The following is a 23,805-nucleotide window of genomic DNA, read 5'->3' on the forward strand; positions in this document are numbered from 1 at the left end:
TTCACTAAATTTTAATTATCAAACTTTAATTTCTACTTCTACCCCACTTGGTAATTCTAACTTCATAAGAGCGTCAACAGTCTTAGCAGTAGAGCTATAGATGTCAATTAATCTCTTGTATGAAGAAAGTTCAAACTGCTCACGAGACTTTTTGTTTACGAAAGTTGAGCGATTCACCGTAAAGATGCGTTTGTGAGTAGGGAGAGGAATCGGGCCACTAACAATAGCACCTGTAGCTTTTACAGTTCTTACAATCTTCTCAGCTGACTTATCAACCAAGTTGTGGTCATAAGATTTTAATTTGATTCTAATTTTCTGACTCATTAGTAATTTAAATTAATTTGTTTTTATAAATAGTAAAGCGGCAGGCTAAGAGTCATTCGCTAGCCTGCTGCTTATTCTTTCTTATTAAAGAAGATCAGCACGTCCTTTTACCTCTTCCAATACTGCTTTAGCAATAGAAGAAGAAACTTGAGCGTGATGAGAGTATGTCATTGAAGACGTTGCACGACCTGAAGTGATAGTACGTAAAGCTGTTACGTAACCAAACATTTCAGCCAAAGGCACAGTTGCTTTTACGATACGAGCACCAGAACGGCTTGATTCCATACCTTCAACTTGGCCACGACGCTTGTTCAAGTCACCGATAACATCACCCATGTTTTCTTCTGGAGTAACAACCTCCAATTTCATCATAGGCTCCATCAAAACAGGACCCGCCTTAGCACAAGCACTTCTATAAGCTTGGATCGCACAGATCTCGAACGACAACTGGTCAGAGTCAACCGGGTGGAATGAACCATCAACAAGAACAACCTTCAAAGAGTCCATTGGGTATCCAGCTAATACACCATTCTTCATAGCTGCTTGGAAACCTTTTTGTACTGAAGGGATAAATTCTTTAGGAATGTTACCACCTTTAACCTCATCAACAAATTGCAATCCACCTTGAACGAATTCTTCATCGATCGGACCAAATTTGATAATGATATCAGCAAACTTACCACGACCACCAGACTGCTTCTTGTAAACCTCACGCAACTCTACTGTTTTAGTAATAGCTTCTTTATAGTTTACTTGAGGACGACCTTGGTTACATTCTACCTTGAACTCACGTTTCAAACGGTCGATAATGATATCCAAGTGAAGCTCACCCATACCAGAAATAACTGTTTGTCCTGTTTGCTCGTCAGATTTAACTGTAAATGTTGGATCTTCTTCAGCCAACTTAGCCAAACCAGTAGACAATTTATCCATATCCTTTTGAGTCTTAGGCTCAACTGCGATACCGATTACCGGTTCTGGGAAGTCCATTGACTCAAGTACGATAGGAGCTGATTCGTCACAAAGTGTATCACCAGTACGGATATCTTTGAAACCAACACCAGCACCGATATCACCAGCACCAATTACCTCTACGGGGTTCTGCTTGTTAGAGTGCATCTGGAATAAACGAGATACACGCTCTTTCTTACCAGAACGAGTGTTGTAGATGTAAGAACCTGCATCAACTTTACCAGAGTAAACACGGAAGAAAGTCAAACGACCTACATAAGGGTCAGTTGCGATCTTAAATGCCAAAGCTGAAGTTTTTGCATCATCAGATGGTTTACGAGCTTCTTCTTCTCCTGTATCAGGATTTGTACCAATAACATCACCAGTATCAATTGGAGAAGGCAAGAATGCACAAACATAGTCTAGTAATGTCTGAACACCTTTATTCTTGAATGAAGAACCACAAAGCATCGGAACGATAGCCATCTGAATAGTAGCGTTACGAAGTGCTCTTAAAACTTCTTCTTCTGTAATTGTTGAAGGATCATCGAAGAATTTCTCCATCAAAGCGTCATCGAACTCAGCTACTTTTTCAAGCATTTTGTCACGCCATTCATTACATTCATCCACTAAGTTTGCAGGGATCTCTTCAACAGAGTAGTCTGCACCCATAGCCTCATCATGCCAGTAAATAGCTTTCATTTTTACCAAGTCAACCAACCCCTTGAATGTTTCTTCTGCACCGATAGGCACAACGATCGGACATGGATTAGCACCTAAAATAGCTTTCATCTGACGTACTACTTCAAAGAAGTCAGCACCAGAACGGTCCATTTTATTTACGTATCCAATACGAGGTACATTGTACTTATCAGCTTGACGCCATACAGTTTCCGACTGTGGTTCAACACCACCTACAGCACAGTATGTAGCGACAGCTCCGTCCAAAACACGCAAAGAACGTTCTACCTCAGCAGTAAAGTCAACGTGTCCCGGAGTATCAATCAAGTTAATTTTATAAGTTTCATCAGCATATTTCCAACGAGTTGTTGTCGCAGCAGATGTAATAGTAATACCACGTTCTTGTTCTTGCGCCATCCAGTCCATTGTAGCAGCACCATCGTGCACCTCACCAATTTTGTGAGTCAAACCAGTATAAAACAAGATACGTTCAGAAGTAGTAGTCTTACCAGCATCAATGTGCGCCATGATACCGATGTTACGAGTCAAATGTAAATCATGTTTTGCCATTTTATCTTCCTTCCTTTAAAATTAGAATCTAAAATGAGCAAATGCACGGTTAGCTTCAGCCATTCTGTGCATATCTTCTTTACGTTTGTAAGCGCCACCTTGTTCGTTGAAAGCATCAACAATCTCAGCAGCCAATTTATCAGCCATTGTCTTACCACCTCTTTTACGAGCATACAAGATTAGGTTTTTCATTGAGATTGATTCTTTGCGTTCACCACGAATTTCAGTAGGAACTTGGAAAGTTGCCCCACCTACACGGCGAGACTTCACCTCTACTTGAGGAGTCACATTATCCAAAGCCTTTTTCCAAATCTCCAAAGCTGTCTTTTCTTCGTTAGCAAGCTTTGCTTTTACAGTTTCTAATGCAGCGTAGAAGATCTCATAAGAGGTATTCTTCTTTCCGTCATACATCAAGTGGTTTACAAATTTAGAAACTTTTTGATCGCTAAATACGGGATCCGGAAGGACAACCCGTTTTTTTGGTTTTGCTTTTCTCATTTGTTTGAAAAATAATGTTTTGTTTTTGGTTGTTACTTTTTGAATTCTTCAACTTCCCCACCGGGAAATTTACTCAACCTTCAGCATCTCCAACAAACTAAAACGTAAGTTATAATTTTATTCTATATTAAAAATCTGCTTCAAAGATTATTTCTTCTTCTTAGTTGTAGCAGCAGCTGCTTGACCTGGTTTAGGACGCTTAGCACCATATTTAGAACGTCTTTGAGTACGACCGGCAACACCTGCTGTATCAAGAGTTCCACGAACGATGTGGTAACGTACACCTGGAAGGTCTTTTACACGACCACCACGAACCAACACGATTGAGTGCTCTTGCAAGTTGTGTCCTTCTCCTGGGATATACGAGTTAACTTCCTTTTGGTTAGTCAAACGTACACGAGCGACTTTACGCATTGCAGAGTTCGGTTTTTTCGGAGTAGTTGTGTATACTCTCACGCAAACGCCACGTCTTTGAGGACATGAATCCAAAGCCGGAGACTTGCTTTTCTCTGCCAGAACTTCACGTCCTTTTCTTACTAATTGCTGAATTGTAGGCATTTTAATTGTTTTTTTTAATTTATATTATTTTGTTATATTAATTTCGCGACAATACATTTTGGGCTGCAAAAATACGAATAATATTTGAATAATCAATGCACTACATCCTTTTTTTATTTTTTAATATTAATACCTTAGCCAGCGAAATATGTTATAAAAATGAGATTTATTTTCGTCCTTGAACGATCATTTTAGATTTCCACAAACTTCAAGTTGACAGATCGATCCATGATTATTTATGTTTTATTAACAACAAATTCTGTTTCATGCCTCTCTCCAAAGAGGAAAATCGACATAAAACAGGAGTCATTGGGTTAAATCGACAACCCTCATCTCTCGATTAAACACTTTATGCTAGTCATTAGTTGAGACTTTATCTTATAAAATCCCAATATTAAGAGAATAAGCCCTTATTATCATTTGGCTATTCAATCTGTTATTGGGCAATCGATCATACTGCAGTTAGGTTTCGAAACTTGTTTTTGCCTTTATATTTTAGGTTATCCGTAGCGGATCAAGCTACATTAACCGACAGAAAGCTTCTTAGAGACAAGATGATTGAACTTTAGCTAGGCATAAGAGTAACTATCACTCAATGCAAGTTCTCGCAGATCTCTATCTTACTTAAAGCAACAAAGTAGCGACATAGAATAAGGTTAGGAAAACTCTTTCTCACAATCACAGAAGAATCTTAGACTCTTGATTTGCTATTTTAAAGAATTAAACCTTAATTTGCCGTTCAAATTTATTATACATCATTATGGAAGAACAAAAAAATAATGGAGAGCAGTTTCAAATTGAGCTGAAAGAAGATGTCGCTCAAGGAACATATGCTAATTTGGCAATTATTACCCACTCTAGCTCGGAGTTCGTACTCGATTTTGCACGAATCTTGCCAGGAATTCCACAAGCCGGGGTCAAGTCTCGGGTGATTATGGCTCCCGAACATGCCAAACGTCTTTTATTTGCTTTAGAAGACAATATTCGGAAATACGAGAGCATGTTTGGCCAAGTAAGGGTATCAGAACTAGAAGTCCCTCCTACTCTCACTCCGATGAAGGGAGATGCATAAGCAAGTATAAGCGTTTAAGCTGATTAGAGGCATGACGAAAACAGGCCTTAATCTCATCCGCAATATAAACCAAACCTAAAGGAGGTTGCCCGCAAATAGAACTTGCGGGCAACCTCCTTTAGGTTAAGACATGGCTATCGTCGATTAGCCCTCTGTATAAACGTTCTTTTCAACACGCCTCCCAACAGCCGACAAACGGCACACAGATTTCCTATAAATTCGAATAATTAGGTGGTAGATCTTCATCTCCCAACGACGGTTAAATACACTTCTCCCATCGATACTTCATAGCCCATCTGCCCTTATCGATTCCACTCAAGGTCATCAAGGAAAAGAGATAAGCTTTTTTCCTTAATATAATTGAGTCAACCGGGGTTAGTGTTAACGCTAAACGGATCAACTCGATTCAGAGTTAACGAGCTAATGAGTCAACTTGATGACTTTTTATTATTTAAGATCAGTGGGTTCAACCGATCTTATCAATAAAAGGAAAAGGAAATATTCTTTCTTCTATCTTCTTTTTAACGTGATTTAGTCAACCCGATTTAGTACGTATGCTAAAAAAGGTCAACCTGATTCGGATTTAAGAAACGAATGAGGCAACCTGATTGGTTCTTCTTCAATTTAGTTGAATTGATTTCTTATGCGTAAGCTGTAGTAAGGTTTGATAGATTACTTACTGATTGGAGAATTGACACACTTTCATATACATATAATCAATTAATATACAGTATTTTATATGTAAAAAGGCTAGGCTTTTTGTCAAATATTTAGTATCTTTATATCGCCAAACACAAAGAAATACTAATGACAAATAAGCCTAACCGTAACAAAGTTACAAAAAATATATTGCGCCTTCAAAATTCTACAACCAATACTAGTAAAATCAACGAGATATCCTCTATATACTTATCCTCAGAAATTATTATTGAAAATATAGAGCATAAAGACAATATGATGTTTCTATATGCTCGTTCTTCTAAAAATAGTGGTACTTGTCCCTATTGTAACCATGAAAGCAAACGTGTTCATAGTAAATACACAAGAACAATTAAAGATTTATCTATATTGGGGAGGGGAGTCATCCTAGTTTTTGAAATACGTAAATTTTTCTGTAACACCGAAGAGTGTATCAAGCGAACATTTGCAGAGCAACCAGGTAATGAGATTTTTCGCTATAGACGTAATACACGTAGACTTGAATTAACTATAACACGACATGGGTTAAAGACTTCTTCTATATCTGCTAGCAATTTGCTATTCCATTTAGGCATTAATTTAAGTTACTCCACTGTTCTTCGCAATATACATCGTCTAACTCCCTCTCAATTTGACGATATTAAAACAGTTGGAGTAGATGATTGGGCATGGCGCAAGGGGGTTAATTATGGTACTATTATTATTGATATGCATAGCAAATACCCAGTAGATCTATTGGGAAATAGAGCCGAAGAGAGCTTTAAAAGTTGGATTGAAAACCATAAGCAGGTAAACATGGTAAGTCGGGATAGATCAACCGATTATAGCTCTGCTGTAAAAGCTATTGGGCGACCTATCACTGAAATAGCTGATAAATTTCATCTAATCAAGAATATGTCAGACCGTCTTCTGAAAACGATTAGTGCACACTATGCTGATTATCGTGAGGTTATTAGAAAGAATGAGCCTACAATTGAGAATGTCCCAGAAGAAAAAGTTATTACATTTATTCCATCTCATAAAAAGCAAAAGGTGGATTTTAGAATAATCATGTTTAGAGAGGTAAAAGAACTTCAAACAAAAGGATTTAAGCCTACTACAATCTCAAAAAAATTAGGTATAGCGCGCCAGACAGCAACAAAATATTATAATATTACTGAACTGCCCAAACGCAATAGTAAAGAAAGAAATGAATATCACATTTACGACAAATATGTAGAAGAGCATATTGCTTATGGTAATACGCTTAAGAGTGCCTATGAAGAAATATCTAATAGTGGATTTAAAGGTGCACGAACTCCATTTTATACTCATTATGCATATTTAAGTGATGGACATAGAGGACGTAAATCCTCCAAGAATAAAACGGAAAAGGCGGCAAAACCTGTGGATGAAAGATCCAAACTAGTACCACTAAAAGTAATATCATCAGTAATAGACCGCTCTATATACAACAAGGTTATCAATTCGTCTGAACAGCAACTGATAGATACTTTGCTACAATTTGACTGGTTTACCCAGATATATGATGCAGCCAAATCTTTCTATACAATCATTACTGGTTCCGAATCTGACAGATTAATAAAATGGATGAAGAGGTATTGGAAGACTGGGAATCCTATGCTAAAAACCTTTCTAATAGGTATAAAAAGGGATTATAAAGCTGTTAAGAATACAATTAGATACAATATCACTAATGGTATAACTGAAGGATTTGTCAACAAACTAAAAGCCATAAAGCGCATAATGTATGGAAAGTCAGGACTTGAGTTATTAAAGAGAAAAATGGTTATGGAGCATATCTTTTTCAACTAAATTGAAGAAGAACCACCTGATTTAGGGATAATAAATAATATTGGCAACTAAATACCGTCTAGAAAATATAAACCGTCTACCATTTCCAGGATAAGAGAAAATCACAACAGCTTACAGCCCAAAATAGAGTGACTACGGACATCAAATGAGTTTCAAAAGGAGAAACTTTCAGTTTACACTTTAGCACCATCAGCTTCATCGTATGGCACTGGAAGATTCCAAGCAGAACCTTGTAGTGCCAAGGCTTGAAAATCGTTTATGCACGTATATCATTTAGATGTGGTCTCTTTTAATAGGAGCCGGAACGCGGGTGGCAGATCAAACATCTGTCACCAATCTGCAACAACGATCTGCCACCTTCTTTTCTTCAGATTATCTGACTGTTAGATTCAACTGTGGAAGTGTTGCAGATATTTCTAAAAAAACGATAGCGTTTTAAAAAGTGTGTAAATCCCAATATTTCTTAGATTTGTATTGTAACCTAAAATGAAAGAGAAATGGAATTTACACAAGAACAAATGTCTGAAATTATTTCTTCACTTACAAATGGTAAAGAAGGATTTCAGGAATTAATCCGTTTAGGGATGGAATCCTTAATGAAATCAGAGCGTAAGATTTATAATTCTCAGACTGATGATGTGAGTAATGGCTATCGTGATCGTCGAGTATGTCATGGCGGTCAAATGTTTGAGATTCGCGTTCCTCGGAGTCGTGAGAGCAACTTTTATCCTGTTTTATTAGGGGTACTTAAAGATCAAGAAGCTGAAGTTCAGCGCTTAATTTGTAGTTTATACGCTCAAGGCTTGACCACCAAGCAAGTTGGTGATATCTCTGAGGAATTTTACGGTAAGCATTATAGTAAGAGTCAAGTAAGCCGGCTCCTTGATACGGCACGTGGAGATGTTTCTGCGTGGCTGAACCGTAGATTAGATGCACGTTATCCAATCGTTTATATTGATGCTACGTATGTTGCCACCAGGCGCAATGACTCGGTTTCAAATGAAGCATACTACGTAATATTAGGAGTAAAAGAAGATAGAACTCGTGAGGTCTTATCAATTGTGAATTTCCCAACCGAAAGTGCTTCCAACTGGCTTGATATATTCGATGATATAAAAGAAAGAGGAGTTAGTGAGATTAATTTATTTGTATGCGATGGCTTATCTAGTATTGAAAATTCTATCGCACATGCATTTCCTGGTGCAGATATCCAATTGTGCACGGTGCATTTAAAGAGGAATATATTGGGGAAAATTAAACCTCGAGATAAAAAAATAATTGCGGCTGAAATGCAGATAGTATTTAGGCCAGATCAAGATTTGGTCACCCCTGAAAGCTCACATAAACAATTCCTAGATTTTATAGATAAATGGGTGAAGAGTTACCCCATGCTTAAAAGGTATAAACATGAAAGGTACAAATTCTATTTCACTTATTTCAAATATGAGAGAGAAATAAGAGGTATGATATATACAACCAATTGGATTGAACGACTCAATAAGGATTTTAAAAGAGTGCTGAAAATGCGTGGCGCGATGCCAAACTATGATTCTGTGATATTATTGCTTGGCAATGTGGCTATGAATAAAGATGTATTTAAATATCCAATTTACAACTTTCTTGAATCAAAGCTTTTTATCAAAACAGAATAATTATATTTTTGAGAAATATTTATGCCTAAGAAATAAAACATACACACTTTTCTGAACATTACCAAAAAAACATCTAGATATGGAAGAGCATAGAGGTCAGTTTGAAGGTTTGCTTCGCTAATGAAGACAAAAAAAGAGGCTGTCTCAAAAAAAGTTTGAGACAGCCTCTTAGCTATTTAATTATAATTGCATTGTATTACTCTACTTCATTATAATCTAGAACGGTCTTCTTGTTAGCAAGAATTCTATCATATTCTTCCTTAGAACCTACGATAATCTTCTCAAATTCGCGTTGACCAGTACCGGCAGGAATCAAATGTCCACAAATAACATTTTCCTTCATACCTTCCAGCTTATCAACTTTACCATTGATTGCTGCTTCATTCAAGACTTTTGTTGTTTCCTGGAACGAAGCTGCAGACATAAAGCTTGATGTTTGCAATGCTGCACGTGTGATACCTTGAAGGATCTGAGTAGACGTTGCAGGAACAGCGTCACGTACCTCAACTAGACGTAAGTCACGACGTTTCAACATACTGTTTTCATCACGTAGCTTTCTAGAAGTAACGATCTGACCAGCTTGCATCGTTTGAGAATCACCTCCGTCGACAACAACCTTCTTACCCCAGATACGATCATTTTCCTCCATGAAATCGAGTTTGTCAACAATCTGTTGTTCAAGGAAGCGAGTGTCACCAGGTTCGTTAATTTGAACCTTGCGCATCATCTGACGAACGATAATCTCAAAGTGTTTATCATTAATCTTCACACCCTGTAAACGGTAAACGTCTTGTACCTCATTAACGATGTATTCTTGTACAGCCGTTGGACCCTTAATCGCAAGGATATCAGCAGGTGTAGTCGCACCATCAGACAATGGAGTACCGGCACGTACATAGTCATTCTCTTGAACAAGGATTTGTTTAGACAACGCCACAAGATACTTCTTAACTTCACCTGTCTTAGAAGTCACGATGATCTCACGATTACCACGTTTGATCTTACCCATCGTCACCTCACCGTCAATTTCAGAAACAACAGCCGGATTAGATGGATTACGTGCTTCGAACAACTCAGTCACACGAGGAAGACCACCGGTGATATCACCAGCCTTACCTACCGCACGTGGAATCTTAACCAAGACCTCACCGGCCTTAACTTTCTGATTGTTCTCAATAATAACGTGACCACCCACTGGGAAGTTATAAGTACGAATCAAGTTTCCATCTTCATCCATGATATGGGCAGAAGGAACTTTAGTTTTATCTTTAGATTCGATGATGATGATTTCGCGTAATCCTGTCGCTTCATCCGATTCAACTTTATAGGTGACATTTTCAATCACACTTTCAAATTCAATCTTACCTGTAGCTTCAGTGATAATTACTGCATTAAATGGATCCCATTTTGCAATAAGCGTATCCTTTTCAACTAATTCACCATCCGAAACATATAATGTAGAACCATAAGGAACACTATGTGTAGAAAGAACGATCTCTGTATTTACATCAACGAAACGAACTTCGGCCAAACGTCCAACGACAACTTTTGCCTTTGCACCCATTTCATCAACAATATCTACTGTACGTAGTTCCTCAAATTCAAGACGAGCTTTATTCTTAGCCACAATACTTGCATTAGCTGCAATGTTGGCAGCAGTACCTCCGGCGTGGAATGTACGTAGAGTCAACTGAGTACCAGGCTCACCGATAGATTGTGCAGCAATTACACCGACAGCTTCACCCCTCTGAACCATACGAGCTGTAGCCAAGTTACGTCCGTAACATTTCGCACAAACCCCCTTCTTCGATTCACAAGTCAATACAGAACGGATCTCAACACTTTCGATCGGAGAATTTTGAATCTTTCTAGCGATTTCTTCGGTGATCTCATCACCACCAGAAACAAGCAATTCACCTGTTGTCGGATGGATAATGTCATGTACAGATACACGTCCTAAAATTCGTTCATAAAGAGTAGCAATGACTTCATCATTGTTCTTTAAGTCTGTACAAACCAATCCACGAAGTGTTCCACAGTCTTCTTCAGTAATGATCACATCATGCGATACATCCACAAGACGACGAGTCAAGTAACCCGCATCGGCTGTTTTCAATGCCGTATCGGCCAAACCTTTACGAGCACCGTGGGTAGAGATAAAGTACTCAAGTACCGAAAGACCTTCTTTAAAGTTAGACAAAATTGGGTTTTCAATAATCTGTCCACCTTCTGCTCCGGCTTTCTGAGGTTTAGCCATCAAACCACGCATACCAGACAACTGACGGATCTGTTCTTTAGAACCACGGGCACCAGAGTCAAGCATCATATATACTGAGTTGAACCCTTGATCGTCAGAAGAAATGGTCTTCATCAAGATATTCGATAACTCAGAGTTAACATGCGTCCAAATGTCAATAACCTGATTATAACGTTCATTATTAGTAATGAATCCCATGTTATAGTTATTAACCACTTGTTCAACTTCGTCATATCCTCTCTGAACCAAAGCTTCTTTTTCTGCAGGAATGATAATATCACCCAAGTTGAATGACAATCCACCCTTAAAGGCCATCTTGTAACCAAGATTCTTGATTCCATCCAAGAAATCCGCAGCTTGTGCCACACCACACACTTTGATAACATTGCTAATGATGTCACGCAAAGATTTCTTAGAAACGATTTCATTGATATATCCAGCTTCAGGCGGAACAATCTCATTGACAATCACACGTCCGACAGACGTTTCAGTCATCACGTCAACAATGTTGCCATTTTCATCAACATCCTTAACGATCACCTTAACCGGAGCATGGATATCAACGCGTCCTTCATTATAAGCAATCATTGCTTCTTCCGGACCGTAGAATGTCAATCCTTCGCCTTTAGCTCCTCTACGCAACTTGGTAATGTAATACAAACCAAGGACCATATCCTGTGCAGGTACGGTAATAGGGGCACCATTTGCTGGATTTAAGATATTATGTGATTGAAGCATCAACATTTGAGCTTCAAGTACAGCTTCATTACTTAAAGGTAAGTGAACAGCCATCTGGTCACCATCAAAGTCAGCATTAAATGCTGTACAAGCTAGTGGATGCAACTGAATAGCTTTACCTTCAATCATTTTAGGTTGGAAAGCTTGAATACCTAAACGGTGAAGAGTCGGAGCACGGTTAAGTAACACTGGATGTCCTTTCATGACATGCTCAAGAATATCCCAAATAACCGGTTCTTTGCGATCGACAATTTTCTTCGCCGACTTCACAGTTTTTACAATACCACGTTCTATCAACTTACGGATGATAAATGGTTTGTAAAGTTCCGCAGCCATCAATTTAGGGATACCACATTCACCCATTCTTAATTCAGGACCAACGACGATAACCGAACGAGCTGAGTAGTCAACACGTTTACCAAGCAAGTTCTGACGGAAACGTCCTTGTTTACCTTTCAAACTGTCAGATAAAGACTTCAACGGACGGTTAGCATCAGTTTTTACGGCACTCGACTTACGTGAGTTATCGAAAAGAGAATCGACCGCTTCTTGAAGCATACGTTTTTCATTACGCAAGATTACTTCAGGAGCTTTGATTTCAATCAATCTCTTCAAACGGTTATTACGAATAATAACACGACGATATAAGTCATTCAAGTCTGATGTTGCAAATCGACCACCATCCAATGGCACCAACGGACGTAATTCAGGCGGAATAACAGGAACGATACGAACGATCATCCATTCCGGTTTATTACGACCACGAGACGCACGGAATGATTCCACAACCTGAAGACGTTTCAACGCCTCATTCTTACGTTGTTGAGAAGCATCATTTCCTGCACGGTGTCTTAATTCGTAAGATAAAGAATCTAAGTCAAGACGTGCCAATAAATCGTAGATAGCCTCTGCTCCCATTTTAGCAATAAACTTGTTGGGGTCAGAATCCTCTAGATATTGATTTTCTCTTGGAAGTGCGTCAAGAATATCTAAGTATTCTTCTTCTGAAAGCAAGTCATATTCAGCCACACCATCTTCGGCTTTAATACCTGGCTGAATAACAACATAGCGCTCATAATATATAATTGAATCTAATTTCTTTGTAGGTAAACCTAATAAATAACCTATTTTGTTAGGCAATGAACGGAAATACCAAATATGAGCAACAGGAACGACCAATTGTATGTGCCCCATACGCTCACGACGAACTTTCTTTTCAGTAACTTCAACCCCACAACGGTCACAAACGATGCCTTTATAACGAATGCGTTTGTATTTACCGCAATGACATTCATAGTCTTTTATAGGACCAAAAATACGTTCGCAAAACAAACCATCACGTTCAGGTTTGTAAGTACGGTAGTTGATGGTTTCAGGCTTCAATACTTCACCACTCGAATTCTCTAGGATTTCTTCCGGAGAAGCTAAACCTATCGAAATTTTCGAGAAATTACTTTTCGTCTTATTTTCTTTTCTAAAAGCCATACTCTATTTTTTGAGATTTGATAATTGAATCATTAAAAACGAAAGCTGACAAAGGGAAATCAACAGTATTATCTATTGATTTCCCGTCAGATATTCTATAGATTATTCGAAGTTGATACTCAATCCGAGTCCTCTTAACTCATGAAGTAATACATTTAAAGATTCCGGTATACCAGGTTGTGGCATCGGTTCACCTTTAACAATTGCTTCGTAAGCCTTCGAACGACCAACAACGTCATCAGACTTGATTGTCAATATTTCCTGCAAGATATGTGCAGCGCCAAAGCCTTCAAGCGCCCAAACCTCCATTTCTCCAAAACGCTGACCACCAAATTGTGCTTTACCACCAAGAGGTTGCTGAGTAATTAAAGAATATGGACCAATAGAACGAGCATGCATCTTGTCTTCAACCATGTGGCCAAGTTTCAACATGTAAGTCACGCCGACTGTTGCAGGTTGGTCAAACTGATCACCTGTACCACCATCATAAAGATAAGTTTTACAGTAACGAGGTAATTCAGCTTTGTCTGTCCATTCGTTCAAATCTTCCATCTTTGCACCATCGAAAATCGGTGTTGCAAACTTCACACCTAGAGTTTTTCCCGCACGTCCTAATACTGCTTCAAAAATCTGACCAATATTCATACGAGAAGGTACACCTAGCGGATTTAACACAATATCAACAGGCGTTCCATCAGCCAAGAATGGCATATCTTCTTGACGAACGACACGCGAAACAATACCTTTATTACCGTGACGACCGGCCATTTTATCACCAACACCGATTTTACGTTTCTTAGCAATATAGACTTTAGCCATCTGAATAATACCAGCAGGAAGTTCATCACCAATAGTGATAGCAAACTTCTTACGTTTCAATTCAGCATCTAGTTCTTTATACTTCTTAATGAAGTTCATTACCAAATCACGAATCAATTCGTTAGTATGATCATCGCTAGTCCAATTACTTAATTGGATAGAAGTGAAATCTAATGAATCAAAGTCAGACGCATTAAATCTAGAACCCTTAGCAATAACCTCCGCTCCTAGATAGTCTTTTACGCCTTGAGAAACTTTACCATCCGTTAAGTTTAATAACTTTCTAACTAAAACATGCTTCAAGTCTGCAATCTTAGATTCGAACTCATCATCAATTTTAGGTAATAAAGCTTTGTCTGCCAATTTAGAACTACGGCTCTTAACGACACGAGCAAACAACTTCTTATCAATAACCACACCTTTCAAAGAAGGAGAGGCTTTTAATGAAGCATCTTTTACATCACCGGCTTTATCTCCAAAGATTGCACGTAAAAGTTTCTCTTCTGGTGAAGGATCAGATTCCCCTTTCGGAGTAATCTTACCGATCATGATATCTCCAGGTTGGATACGAGCTCCAATTCTAACGATACCATTATCATCAAGATCTTTTGTTGCTTCTTCACTAACGTTTGGAATGTCTGAGGTTAATTCTTCCATTCCGCGCTTAGTTTCGCGTACTTCCAAAGAATATTCTTCAACATGAACAGAAGTTAGCAAGTCTTCACGAACAACACGTTCATTAAGAACAATAGCATCCTCATAGTTATATCCCTTCCAAGGCATGTAGGCAACAAGTAAGTTTTTACCTAAAGCCAATTCTCCATTCTCTGTAGAATATCCTTCGGTTAAGATATCTCCCTTATCGACACGTTGACCTTTATCACAAATTGGGCGAAGGTCAATAGTCATGTTTTGATTCGTTTTGCGGAACTTAGGTATTCTATATTCCTTCAAAGCCGGCTCAAAACTTACAAATTCCTCATCCTCAGTACGATCGTATAAAACACGAATCGTCGTAGCATCAACATAATCAATTACACCAGCACCTTCAGCTGTAATCTGAGTACGAGAATCGCGGACAAGCTGACGCTCGATGCCTGTTCCAACAATAGGAGCTTCACTTCTCAACAATGGTACAGCCTGGCGCATCATGTTCGATCCCATCAACGCACGGTTGGCGTCATCATGTTCAAGGAAAGGAATTAGAGATGCAGCAATAGATGCAATTTGCTGAGGAGAAACGTCCATTAGCTCAACTTCAGCAGGTTCCACAACTGGGAAGTCTGCATCCTGACGAGACTTAACTTTATTTCGTATAAATGTTCCATCATCATTCAATGGAGCATTTCCTTGAGCAATAATCTTTTCTTCTTCTTCTTCGGCAGTCAGATAGATTAAACCATCTTCGGCTAAATCAACTTTACCATTTTCAACCTTACGGTATGGAGTCTCAATAAAACCTAAGTCATTTATCTTTGCGAATACACATAAAGAAGAAATCAAACCAATATTCGGACCCTCAGGAGTCTCAATTGGACATAAACGTCCATAGTGAGTGTAGTGAACGTCACGAACCTCAAATCCGGCACGCTCACGAGAAAGACCACCAGGACCAAGTGCAGACATACGACGCTTATGCGTAATCTCGGCTAATGGATTGGTTTGGTCCATAAACTGAGATAGAGCGTTTGTTCCAAAGAATGAATTAATAACAGAAGAAATAGTCTTTGCATTAATCAAGTCAATAGGAGTAAAGACTTCATTGTCTCTAACATTCATACGCTCACGAATCGTACGTGACATACGAGCCAAGCCTACCGCAAACTGGTTGGAAAGCTGCTCTCCAACTGTACGAACGCGACGATTACTCAAGTGGTCGATATCATCAACATCAGCCTTAGAATTGATCAATTCAATAAGATACTTGATGATCTCAATAATATCCTCTTTAGTAAGAACGCGAACGTCCATGTCAGTCGTTAGATTCAACTTGCGATTGATTCTATACCGACCGACATTACCTAAATCATATCTTTTTTCTGAAAAGAATAAATTATTGATAACTTCACGAGCACTTGCATCATCAGCAGGGTCAGCATTACGTAATTGTCTATAAATATATAAAACAGCCTCTTTCTCAGAGTTACTAGGATCCTTTTGTAGTGTATTATATATGATAGAGAAATCGGATTGATTCGACTCTTCTTTATGAAGAAGTATATTTTGAACCCCCGATTCAAGTATTTCATTTACATGTTCTTCCTCCAATACAGTTTCACGGTCAATGATAACCTCGTTACGTTCAATAGAAACGACTTCACCTGTATCTTCATCAACGAAATCTTCAATCCATGTTTTCAAAACACGAGCGGCCAGTTTACGCCCAAGTACTTTCTTAAGATTTGTTTTATTAACTTTTACATCTTCTGCTAAGTTAAAAATCTCAAGAATGTCTTTATCATTCTCAAAACCAATTGCTCTTAACAATGTGGTCACTGGCAGTTTTTTCTTACGGTCAATGTAAGCATACATGACATTGTTAATGTCTGTAGCAAACTCAATCCATGAACCCTTGAACGGAATAATACGCGCAGAATACAACTTTGTTCCATTAGCGTGAACACTCTGTCCGAAAAATACGCCAGGAGAACGATGAAGTTGTGAAACGACTACACGCTCAGCTCCATTTATAACAAATGTAGCTTTATCCGTCATGTACGGAATAGGTCCAAGAAACACATCCTGAATTACTGTATCGAAATCCTCATGATCGGGATCAGTACAATAAAGCTTAAGCTTTGCCTTTAATGGAACGCTATATGTAAGCCCACGCTCTATACAATCATCAATGGTATAGCGCGGCGGATCAATATAATAGTCTAGAAACTCTAGAACAAAATTGTTCCTTGTGTCAGCGATTGGGAAATTTTCGGCAAAAACCTTATATAACCCTTCATTCTTACGCTTCTCAGGCGGAGTATCTAATTGTAAAAAGTCTTTAAATGACTTCAATTGCACTTCTAAGAAGTCCGGATATTCAAGTGGATTCTTAGTTGAAGCGAAATTAACTCTTTGATTTACAGTATTTGAAGACATCTGTCAATGAATTTGAAGAACTTAATTTTAAATATATGCACAAAAAGGTTAAGAACCCTCTTTTGAAGGATTCTTAACCGAAACACCTGATTACCAGGCTAATGTTATTTAAGTTCAACTTCAGCTCCAGCTTCTTCCAATGTTTTCTTCAATGATTCTGCTTCATCTTTAGCCAAACCCTCTTTTACTACGCTAGGAGCACCGTCAACCATGTCTTTAGCTTCTTTCAAGCCAAGTCCACAAGCTTCTTTAACAGCCTTAACTACTTGAAGTTTAGCTGATCCAGCGCCTTTTAATACTACATCGAAAGATGTTTTTTCTTCAGCAGCAGCAGCACCAGCTGCAGGGCCAGCAGCAACTGCAACAGCAGCAGCAGCAGGTTCAATACCGTATTCTTCTTTAAGGATAGTTGCAAGTTCATTAACTTCTTTTACTGTCAAGTTAACTAGTTGTTCTGCAAAAGCTTTCAAATCTGCCATTTTTTGTATGATTTTAATTATTTAATACTTTATTGATTTTGATATTTATTCGGGTCTTTCACCTAGAGTCTTAAGGACTCCGTGAAGGGTGTTTCCACCTGATTGAAGAGCAGAAATAACATTCTTAGCTGGTGATTGCAACAAGGCAACAATATCAGCAATAACTTCATTCTTACTCTTAATTGCAACAAGAGCATCTAATTGATCTGCACCTACATAGAAGCTTTCTTCTGCATAAGCAGCTTTCAAGCCTGGAATGCCATCTTTAGATTTATCTTTGATTAACTTTGCAGGTACATTTGCAATGTTACTAAACATAACAGCTGTAGTACCTTTCAAAGAACCATAAAGAGGAGAAAAGTCTTCTTCTAAACTTTCAAGTGCTTTATGAAGTAACGTGTTCTTTACTAACATCAACTTGATATCAGCTTTGAAACAATCTCTTCTCAACGCACTGGTAGCAGCAGCGTTCATCGCTGTAACATCTACCAAGTAAAAGTGACCATATTCCTTAACTGTAGCCGCAATTTGCTCGATAATCGTACTTTTATCTTCCTTTCTCATTTTTTCTCTGTTTTATTAGATTTCTTCCACTGATTTCGGGTCAATTTTAATACCCGCACTCATTGTACTAGAAAGATAAATACTCTTAATATAAGTGCCTTTTGCTGCAGTTGGTTTCAATTTAAGCAAAGTCGAAATAAATTCCTTAGCATTGTCACGAATCTGATCAGCAGTAAATGATACTTTACCGATAGAAGTATGTACAATACCACTCTTATCTACTTTAAAATCGATCTTTCCTTGCTTAACCTCTTTAACAGCCTTAGCAACGTCCATAGTTACGGTACCACTCTTTGGGTTCGGCATCAATCCACGAGGACCGAGAACACGACCGAGTGCACCAATTTTACCCATGATAGATGGCATAGTGATGATTACATCAATATCAGTCCATCCACCTTTGATCTTTTCGATATATTCGTCAAGACCAACATAGTCAGCACCAGCTTCTTTTGCAGCAGCTTCAGCATCTGGTGTACAAAGTACCAACACACGTATTTCTTTACCAGTACCATGAGGAAGTGAAACAACACCTCTCACCATCTGATTTGCTTTACGTGGATCAACTCCTAAACGTACATCAATATCTAATGAAGCATCAAACTTAGTAAAAGAAATCTCTTTTACTAAAGATGCAGCCTCTTTCAGTGAGTATGCTTTCCCTGCTTCAATTTTTTCTGCAGCTAACTTTTGATTTTTTGTCAGTTTACCCATTACAATTGAAGTTTATTAGTTATTAACCGGGAATTCCCCTTTTACAGTGATACCCATACTTCTAGCTGTACCAGCAACCATTTTCATAGCAGCTTCTACAGTAAAACAGTTTAAGTCGACCATTTTATCCTGAGCAATAGTACGTACTTGTTCCCAAGTTAACTCGGCAACTTTTTTACGATTAGGCTCAGCAGAACCACTCTTAAGCTTAGTTACTTCAAGCAACTGAATAGCCACAGGAGGAGTCTTGATAACAAAATCGAAAGACTTATCTGCATAGTAAGTAATGATGACAGGTAAAATTTTACCAGCCTTGTCTTGGGTTCTGGCATTGAATTGCTTGCAAAACTCCATGATATTGATTCCCTTAGAACCCAAAGCAGGTCCAACGGGAGGTGATGGATTTGCAGCGCCTCCTTTAATCTGTAATTTGATTAGTCCAGCAACTTCTTTAGCCATTTTCTTATTATTTTATATATAAACATTAATTAAAGAATAGCACAGCGTAACACCTGCATTATTCTTTCTCAACTTGCATAAAGCCCAATTCTAACGGAGTTTTCCGTCCGAATATTTTAACCATAACCTTAAGTTTCTTCTTTTCACTATTAACTTCTTCAATGATACCACTGAATCCGCTAAATGGTCCAAAAGTAACCTTCACAGTTTCACCTACAATATAAGGAATGTTTAAATCTTCCCCTGTTTCTTGTAGCTCATCAACTGTTCCAAGTATTCGATTCACTTCTGATTGCCTTAAAGGAATAGGATTATCCGATCCTCCAAGAAAACCTATCACATTAGGCGTATTTCTCAAGCGATGAGCGACCTCACCAACAAGAGCAGCTTCAACCAAAACATAGCCTGGAAGATAACTTCTTTCTTTCACAATTTTTTTACCATTGCGAACTTGATACACCTTTTCAGTAGGAATCAACACCTGAGACACATATTCACCAAGGTCGCTGTTTTTCATATCAGCTTCAAGATACTCTTTAGCCTTAGCTTCTTTTCCGCTAATAGCACGCAAAACGTACCATTTCTTTTCAATCTCAGCCATTACAAATCCTAAAATTAATGTGGATAAACTTTTCCCATGAAAAACTGGAATCCAGAATCCATAGCAAATACTACTAGTGCAATAAGTAGGGAAGCATATAAAACAACTACTGCACTGTTAGCTAGTTCAGAATACGTAGGCCACGATACTTTATTAACAAGTTCGTCGTAAGATTCTTTGATATAATTTATAATCTTCTTCATCTCAACAATATTTGCACGGGAGGAGAGGCTCGAACTCCCGACACCCGGTTTTGGAGACCGGTGCTCTACCAACTGAGCTACTCCCGTATAAAGAACCAGTTCTCAACAAAAGCCGAGAACTGATTACTTATATTTATTAGTCTGTGATTTCTGTAATCTGACCAGCACCTACTGTACGTCCACCTTCACGGATTGCGAAACGAAGACCTGGGTTCAAAGCAACTGGGTAGATCAACTCTACATTGATAGTTACGTTATCACCTGGCATTACCATTTCTGTTCCTTCTGGAAGAGAGATCTCACCAGTACAGTCCATAGTACGTAAATAGAACTGAGGACGGTATTTGTTGTGGAATGGAGTGTGACGACCACCTTCTTCTTTCTTCAAGATATAAACCTCTGCTTTAAATCTAGAGTGAGGTTTAATCTGACCTGGTTTACAAAGAACCATACCACGTTTGATTTCGTTCTTGTCAACACCACGAAGCAACAATCCTACGTTGTCACCAGCTTCACCTTGATCCAAAAGTTTACGGAACATTTCAACACCTGTTACAACAGATTTCTTATCTTCACCTAAACCTAAGATTTCGATTTCGTCACCAACATGGATAATACCTGTTTCGATACGACCTGTAGCAACAGTACCACGACCTGTAATAGAGAACACGTCTTCAACTGGCATCAAGAATGGTTTATCAACATCACGTGGAGGAAGTGGAATCCAGGTATCAACAGCATCCATCAATTCCATAATTTTGTCTTCCCATTTTTCAACGCCGTTCAAACCACCAAGGGCAGATCCACGAATGAAAGGAGTGTTATCACCATCAAAATCATAGAAAGAAAGCAATTCTCTCATTTCCATTTCAACAAGCTCCAACATTTCCTCATCATCAACCATATCACATTTGTTCATGAATACAACCAAACGAGGAACGTTTACCTGACGAGCTAAAAGAATGTGCTCACGAGTTTGAGGCATAGGACCATCAGTTGCAGCAACAACGATGATAGCACCATCCATCTGAGCAGCACCAGTAACCATGTTTTTTACGTAGTCAGCGTGACCCGGACAGTCAACATGAGCATAGTGACGATTAGCTGTTTGATACTCTACGTGAGAAGTATTAATTGTAATACCTCTTTCTTTTTCTTCAGGAGCATTATCGATAGAATCGAATGAACGCAATTCCGAAAGACCTCTCTTAGCCAACACTGTTGTGATAGCAGCAGTCAACGTAGTCTTACCGTGGTCTACGTGACCAATTGTACCAATGTTCACATGCGGTTTGGTACGTTCAAATTTCTCTTTAGCCATAGCTTTACTTGTTATTTATTTGATTAATAATCAGCATTTACATTCTTTTGAGCTGTTACCGGGACTTGAACCCGGGACCTCTTCCTTACCAAGGAAGTGCTCTACCGCTGAGCTATAACAGCAAGAAAAAAAAGAGCGGAAGACGGGACTCAAACCCGCGACCCTCAGCTTGGAAGGCTAATGCTCTATCAACTGAGCTACTTCCGCATTCTTACTAAAGCGCAAGATTTGTGGGCAAAGATGGATTCGAACCACCGAAGGCGTAAGCCAGCAGATTTACAGTCTGCCCCATTTGGCCACTCTGGTATTTGCCCATAATTTTCAACGCTAAACAGCTCTTTCAAAAAATAAATGCGAACGAACTGAGCCTCTTGTCGGATTCGAACCAACGACCCCGAGATTACAAATCACGTGCTCTGGCCAACTGAGCTAAAGAGGCTTTTTTGTCAAAATGCAACCGCTACGTTCTAACGCGAGCGAAACGGCTGCAAATTTAGTCATTTATTTCTTTTCCGCAAAAAAAATGCGTTTTTTTTATTTATTACGTTGTTTTTCCTTGTATTTAGCCAACTGTTTCTCGAGCGCTTCGACATTCAAATCAATAGCTTCTTCGAATGTATCACACACTTTACTTGCAAAAAGCTCACCATTAGGCACCAAGACCTTTATAGAAGCTTCTTTATTTTCAGCAGTTTCTGGCTTAATAACTTTAAACGACACCTCTACTTTCTGTATTTCCTCGTAATATTTTTCCAATTTTGAAACCTTTCTCTGAGTAAATGCCTGCAATTGCTCAGAAGCGTCAAAATGAATCGATTGAATTCTAACATCCATAATTACCTCCTTTGTTAAATTAAGCTCTTGGATGAGCTCGTTTATATTCCTTTTTAAGCTCCTCAAAAGTCGTATGCGTATAGATTTGAGTCGTTGCGAGACTTTCATGCCCCAGCAAATCCTTAACAGCTTCCAATTCCGCTTGATGATTAAGCATCACTGTCGCAAAAGTATGCCTCAAAACATGAGGACTTTTCTTTTTTAACGTCGACACTTTTGAAAGATTGCGTTTAACTAAACCATATACAAGATTCGCATAAAGCCTCTCGCCATTTCTTTCAATTACAAAAAAAGCACCCGAACATCTCGACACCATAGAGTCTCTAAGTTCAACATACTTCAACATCTCATCGCGTAATCTTTCACCAAAGGGAATTAGCCGTTCTTTATCGCGCTTGCCAGTTACTTTTATCAAATTCAAGCAAAAGTCAACATCACAATCATCAAGACCTATCAATTCAGAAAGCCTCATACCCGTAGCATAAAACATTTCTATAATTAAATGGTCACGGCATCCTCCAAAATCGGACCCAAACTCCACTTCATTAAGCAAATTATTCATCTCCTTCTCCTTCAGAAAAGCAGGAAGCGGTCTTTTCATTTTCGGACCAACAATTCGACGAAGAGGATCAACCTCCACACGACCTTGTTTAATCAGATACTTATAAAAAGAACGCAATGCGCTCAATTTGCGATTAACAGAAGTAGCAGTATACCCTTTATCCATCAGCTCAACCATCCACATCCTAACAACATCGGAAGAAAGCTCAAAAAAATCAGCCTCAAACCCCAAGTCATCAAGAAACTCACGAAACTGAGTCAAGTCTACCTCATAAGCAGAAACTGTCTTATCAGAAGAGTTCCGTTCGTATCGTAGATAATCAAGAAAAGAAAGTATCAGCATATACGTTGCACACTAAAATCATGCAACGAATATAAAAAAAGAATTCTAGAATTCAAAAAAATTACGAATTATTATTCTTCTATTTGCTGAAGTTTTTGAACGTAAACTGCACGTTCTTTCTTAAGTCTCTTAGTTACAGATGGCTTATCAAATTGCTGTCTGCCTCTTAGTTCCTTAACGATGCCAGTTTTTTCAAATTTTCTTTTAAATTTTTTCAGCGCTTTTTCAATGTTTTCGCCTTCTTTTACAGGTACTACAATCATTTTATTACTATTATATGTTATAATTAAAAAATATTCGCCTAAAATTGCGCCGCAAAATTACACATACTTTCTATATTCACAAAACTTTCAGCAACTATTTATAAAAAAACCACTTAGAATGATTTTGCAACTCCGAAAAACAACAAAGAAATAAGCAATTCTTTCAGTCGCCCTATAATAAAAGAGCAAATACTCTAGATACTACAGCCATTTATAAAAATGCCAATTTATATCGAAAGAGAGCATCT

19 protein-coding genes and 5 tRNA genes are annotated in these 23,805 nt (G+C 38.4%); 3 read left to right on the forward strand and 21 right to left on the reverse strand.

Going from position 1 to position 23,805, the window contains the following annotated elements:
• Nucleotides 1-18: 18 nt before the first annotated feature.
• The 4 genes from rpsJ to rpsL all read right to left on the reverse strand — a co-directional run bounded on the left by rpsJ (nucleotide 19) and on the right by rpsL (nucleotide 3,582).
• A complete protein-coding gene (gene rpsJ / locus AC4PG5_RS09435) occupies nucleotides 19-324 on the reverse strand; it encodes a 30S ribosomal protein S10 (protein ID WP_002558075.1) in 306 nt (101 codons plus the stop codon).
• An 84-nt stretch (nucleotides 325-408) separates the two neighbouring features.
• Nucleotides 409-2,526 (reverse strand): elongation factor G, encoded by a 2,118-nt coding sequence (fusA, locus tag AC4PG5_RS09440; RefSeq protein WP_492028656.1) that lies wholly within the window; start codon nucleotides 2,524-2,526, stop codon nucleotides 409-411.
• A gap of 21 nt (nucleotides 2,527-2,547) precedes the next feature.
• A complete protein-coding gene (gene rpsG, locus AC4PG5_RS09445; protein ID WP_492028657.1) occupies nucleotides 2,548-3,024 on the reverse strand; it encodes a 30S ribosomal protein S7 in 477 nt (158 codons plus the stop codon).
• Between the two features lie 147 nt (nucleotides 3,025-3,171).
• Complete coding sequence (gene rpsL, locus AC4PG5_RS09450; RefSeq protein ID WP_492028658.1) at nucleotides 3,172-3,582, reverse strand: 30S ribosomal protein S12; 411 nt, start codon at nucleotides 3,580-3,582, stop codon at nucleotides 3,172-3,174.
• Nucleotides 3,583-4,342: 760 nt separating this feature from the next.
• Between rpsL and AC4PG5_RS09455 the strand changes: the two genes are divergently transcribed.
• The 3 genes from AC4PG5_RS09455 to AC4PG5_RS09465 all read left to right on the forward strand — a co-directional run bounded on the left by AC4PG5_RS09455 (nucleotide 4,343) and on the right by AC4PG5_RS09465 (nucleotide 8,820).
• Complete coding sequence (locus AC4PG5_RS09455) at nucleotides 4,343-4,654, forward strand: DUF3467 domain-containing protein (protein WP_492028659.1); 312 nt, start codon at nucleotides 4,343-4,345, stop codon at nucleotides 4,652-4,654.
• Nucleotides 4,655-5,461: 807 nt separating this feature from the next.
• Nucleotides 5,462-7,168, forward strand: coding sequence for an ISL3 family transposase (locus AC4PG5_RS09460; RefSeq protein WP_492028660.1), 1,707 nt, complete (start codon nucleotides 5,462-5,464; stop codon nucleotides 7,166-7,168).
• Nucleotides 7,169-7,665: 497 nt separating this feature from the next.
• Entirely contained in the window at nucleotides 7,666-8,820 is a 1,155-nt protein-coding gene (locus tag AC4PG5_RS09465) for an IS256 family transposase (RefSeq protein WP_492028251.1), read from the forward strand.
• Nucleotides 8,821-9,016: 196 nt separating this feature from the next.
• On the opposite strand, the gene rpoC is transcribed toward AC4PG5_RS09465, so the two are convergent.
• The 17 genes from rpoC to rpsU form a co-directional block, all read right to left on the reverse strand.
• Nucleotides 9,017-13,300 (reverse strand): DNA-directed RNA polymerase subunit beta', encoded by a 4,284-nt coding sequence (gene rpoC, locus AC4PG5_RS09470; protein WP_492028661.1) that lies wholly within the window; start codon nucleotides 13,298-13,300, stop codon nucleotides 9,017-9,019.
• A 102-nt stretch (nucleotides 13,301-13,402) separates the two neighbouring features.
• Complete coding sequence (gene rpoB / locus AC4PG5_RS09475; RefSeq protein ID WP_492028662.1) at nucleotides 13,403-17,215, reverse strand: DNA-directed RNA polymerase subunit beta; 3,813 nt, start codon at nucleotides 17,213-17,215, stop codon at nucleotides 13,403-13,405.
• 104 nt (nucleotides 17,216-17,319) lie between these two features.
• Entirely contained in the window at nucleotides 17,320-17,694 is a 375-nt protein-coding gene (rplL, locus tag AC4PG5_RS09480; protein ID WP_492028663.1) for a 50S ribosomal protein L7/L12, read from the reverse strand.
• A 45-nt stretch (nucleotides 17,695-17,739) separates the two neighbouring features.
• The gene (rplJ, locus tag AC4PG5_RS09485; RefSeq protein WP_492028664.1) at nucleotides 17,740-18,258 is read right to left on the reverse strand and encodes a 50S ribosomal protein L10; all 519 of its coding nucleotides are present in this window, start codon (nucleotides 18,256-18,258) and stop codon (nucleotides 17,740-17,742) included.
• Between the two features lie 15 nt (nucleotides 18,259-18,273).
• A complete protein-coding gene (rplA, locus tag AC4PG5_RS09490; protein ID WP_492028665.1) occupies nucleotides 18,274-18,972 on the reverse strand; it encodes a 50S ribosomal protein L1 in 699 nt (232 codons plus the stop codon).
• Between the two features lie 15 nt (nucleotides 18,973-18,987).
• On the reverse strand, nucleotides 18,988-19,431 hold the full coding sequence (rplK, locus tag AC4PG5_RS09495) for a 50S ribosomal protein L11 (protein ID WP_492028666.1): 444 nt from the start codon (nucleotides 19,429-19,431) through the stop codon (nucleotides 18,988-18,990).
• Between the two features lie 58 nt (nucleotides 19,432-19,489).
• Nucleotides 19,490-20,032 carry a transcription termination/antitermination protein NusG gene (gene nusG, locus AC4PG5_RS09500; protein WP_492028667.1) on the reverse strand — a complete coding sequence of 181 codons (543 nt, stop codon included), beginning with the start codon at nucleotides 20,030-20,032 and terminating at the stop codon, nucleotides 19,490-19,492.
• A 14-nt stretch (nucleotides 20,033-20,046) separates the two neighbouring features.
• The gene (secE, locus tag AC4PG5_RS09505; protein WP_492028668.1) at nucleotides 20,047-20,235 is read right to left on the reverse strand and encodes a preprotein translocase subunit SecE; all 189 of its coding nucleotides are present in this window, start codon (nucleotides 20,233-20,235) and stop codon (nucleotides 20,047-20,049) included.
• 14 nt (nucleotides 20,236-20,249) lie between these two features.
• Nucleotides 20,250-20,322, reverse strand: a tRNA-Trp gene (locus tag AC4PG5_RS09510).
• Between the two features lie 49 nt (nucleotides 20,323-20,371).
• Nucleotides 20,372-21,556, reverse strand: a complete 1,185-nt coding sequence (gene tuf / locus AC4PG5_RS09515; protein WP_492028669.1) for an elongation factor Tu — start codon at nucleotides 21,554-21,556, stop codon at nucleotides 20,372-20,374.
• A 50-nt stretch (nucleotides 21,557-21,606) separates the two neighbouring features.
• Nucleotides 21,607-21,678: transfer RNA gene (locus AC4PG5_RS09520), tRNA-Thr, on the reverse strand.
• Between the two features lie 12 nt (nucleotides 21,679-21,690).
• Nucleotides 21,691-21,763 (reverse strand) — tRNA-Gly (locus tag AC4PG5_RS09525).
• A 24-nt stretch (nucleotides 21,764-21,787) separates the two neighbouring features.
• Nucleotides 21,788-21,870 (reverse strand) — tRNA-Tyr (locus AC4PG5_RS09530).
• Nucleotides 21,871-21,921: 51 nt separating this feature from the next.
• A tRNA-Thr gene (locus tag AC4PG5_RS09535) sits at nucleotides 21,922-21,995 on the reverse strand.
• 95 nt (nucleotides 21,996-22,090) lie between these two features.
• On the reverse strand, nucleotides 22,091-22,390 hold the full coding sequence (gene hpf / locus AC4PG5_RS09540) for a ribosome hibernation-promoting factor, HPF/YfiA family (RefSeq protein ID WP_492028670.1): 300 nt from the start codon (nucleotides 22,388-22,390) through the stop codon (nucleotides 22,091-22,093).
• A 19-nt stretch (nucleotides 22,391-22,409) separates the two neighbouring features.
• Nucleotides 22,410-23,294, reverse strand: coding sequence for a tyrosine recombinase XerC (locus AC4PG5_RS09545; RefSeq protein ID WP_492028671.1), 885 nt, complete (start codon nucleotides 23,292-23,294; stop codon nucleotides 22,410-22,412).
• Between the two features lie 71 nt (nucleotides 23,295-23,365).
• Complete coding sequence (gene rpsU / locus AC4PG5_RS09550; protein WP_492028672.1) at nucleotides 23,366-23,557, reverse strand: 30S ribosomal protein S21; 192 nt, start codon at nucleotides 23,555-23,557, stop codon at nucleotides 23,366-23,368.
• Between the last annotated feature and the right edge of the window lie 248 nt (nucleotides 23,558-23,805).

Source organism: Bacteroides sp. QWL-09, from assembly GCF_058683585.1.

Coding starts and splice junctions, on each gene's coding strand:
- rplJ (WP_492028664.1), bottom strand. CDS start 18,258: ATGAGAAAGGAAGATAAAAGTACGATTATCGAGCAAATTGCGGCTACA.
- fusA (WP_492028656.1), bottom strand. CDS start 2,526: ATGGCAAAACATGATTTACATTTGACTCGTAACATCGGTATCATGGCG.
- rpsL (WP_492028658.1), bottom strand. CDS start 3,582: ATGCCTACAATTCAGCAATTAGTAAGAAAAGGACGTGAAGTTCTGGCA.
- rpsJ (WP_002558075.1), bottom strand. CDS start 324: ATGAGTCAGAAAATTAGAATCAAATTAAAATCTTATGACCACAACTTG.
- rpoB (WP_492028662.1), bottom strand. CDS start 17,215: ATGTCTTCAAATACTGTAAATCAAAGAGTTAATTTCGCTTCAACTAAG.
- rplK (WP_492028666.1), bottom strand. CDS start 19,431: ATGGCTAAAGAAGTTGCTGGACTAATCAAATTACAGATTAAAGGAGGC.
- rplA (WP_492028665.1), bottom strand. CDS start 18,972: ATGGGTAAACTGACAAAAAATCAAAAGTTAGCTGCAGAAAAAATTGAA.
- rpsU (WP_492028672.1), bottom strand. CDS start 23,557: ATGATTGTAGTACCTGTAAAAGAAGGCGAAAACATTGAAAAAGCGCTG.
- nusG (WP_492028667.1), bottom strand. CDS start 20,032: ATGGCTGAGATTGAAAAGAAATGGTACGTTTTGCGTGCTATTAGCGGA.
- AC4PG5_RS09460 (WP_492028660.1), top strand. CDS start 5,462: ATGACAAATAAGCCTAACCGTAACAAAGTTACAAAAAATATATTGCGC.
- hpf (WP_492028670.1), bottom strand. CDS start 22,390: ATGGATGTTAGAATTCAATCGATTCATTTTGACGCTTCTGAGCAATTG.
- AC4PG5_RS09545 (WP_492028671.1), bottom strand. CDS start 23,294: ATGCTGATACTTTCTTTTCTTGATTATCTACGATACGAACGGAACTCT.
- AC4PG5_RS09455 (WP_492028659.1), top strand. CDS start 4,343: ATGGAAGAACAAAAAAATAATGGAGAGCAGTTTCAAATTGAGCTGAAA.
- AC4PG5_RS09465 (WP_492028251.1), top strand. CDS start 7,666: ATGGAATTTACACAAGAACAAATGTCTGAAATTATTTCTTCACTTACA.
- secE (WP_492028668.1), bottom strand. CDS start 20,235: ATGAAGAAGATTATAAATTATATCAAAGAATCTTACGACGAACTTGTT.
- rpsG (WP_492028657.1), bottom strand. CDS start 3,024: ATGAGAAAAGCAAAACCAAAAAAACGGGTTGTCCTTCCGGATCCCGTA.
- rpoC (WP_492028661.1), bottom strand. CDS start 13,300: ATGGCTTTTAGAAAAGAAAATAAGACGAAAAGTAATTTCTCGAAAATT.
- rplL (WP_492028663.1), bottom strand. CDS start 17,694: ATGGCAGATTTGAAAGCTTTTGCAGAACAACTAGTTAACTTGACAGTA.
- tuf (WP_492028669.1), bottom strand. CDS start 21,556: ATGGCTAAAGAGAAATTTGAACGTACCAAACCGCATGTGAACATTGGT.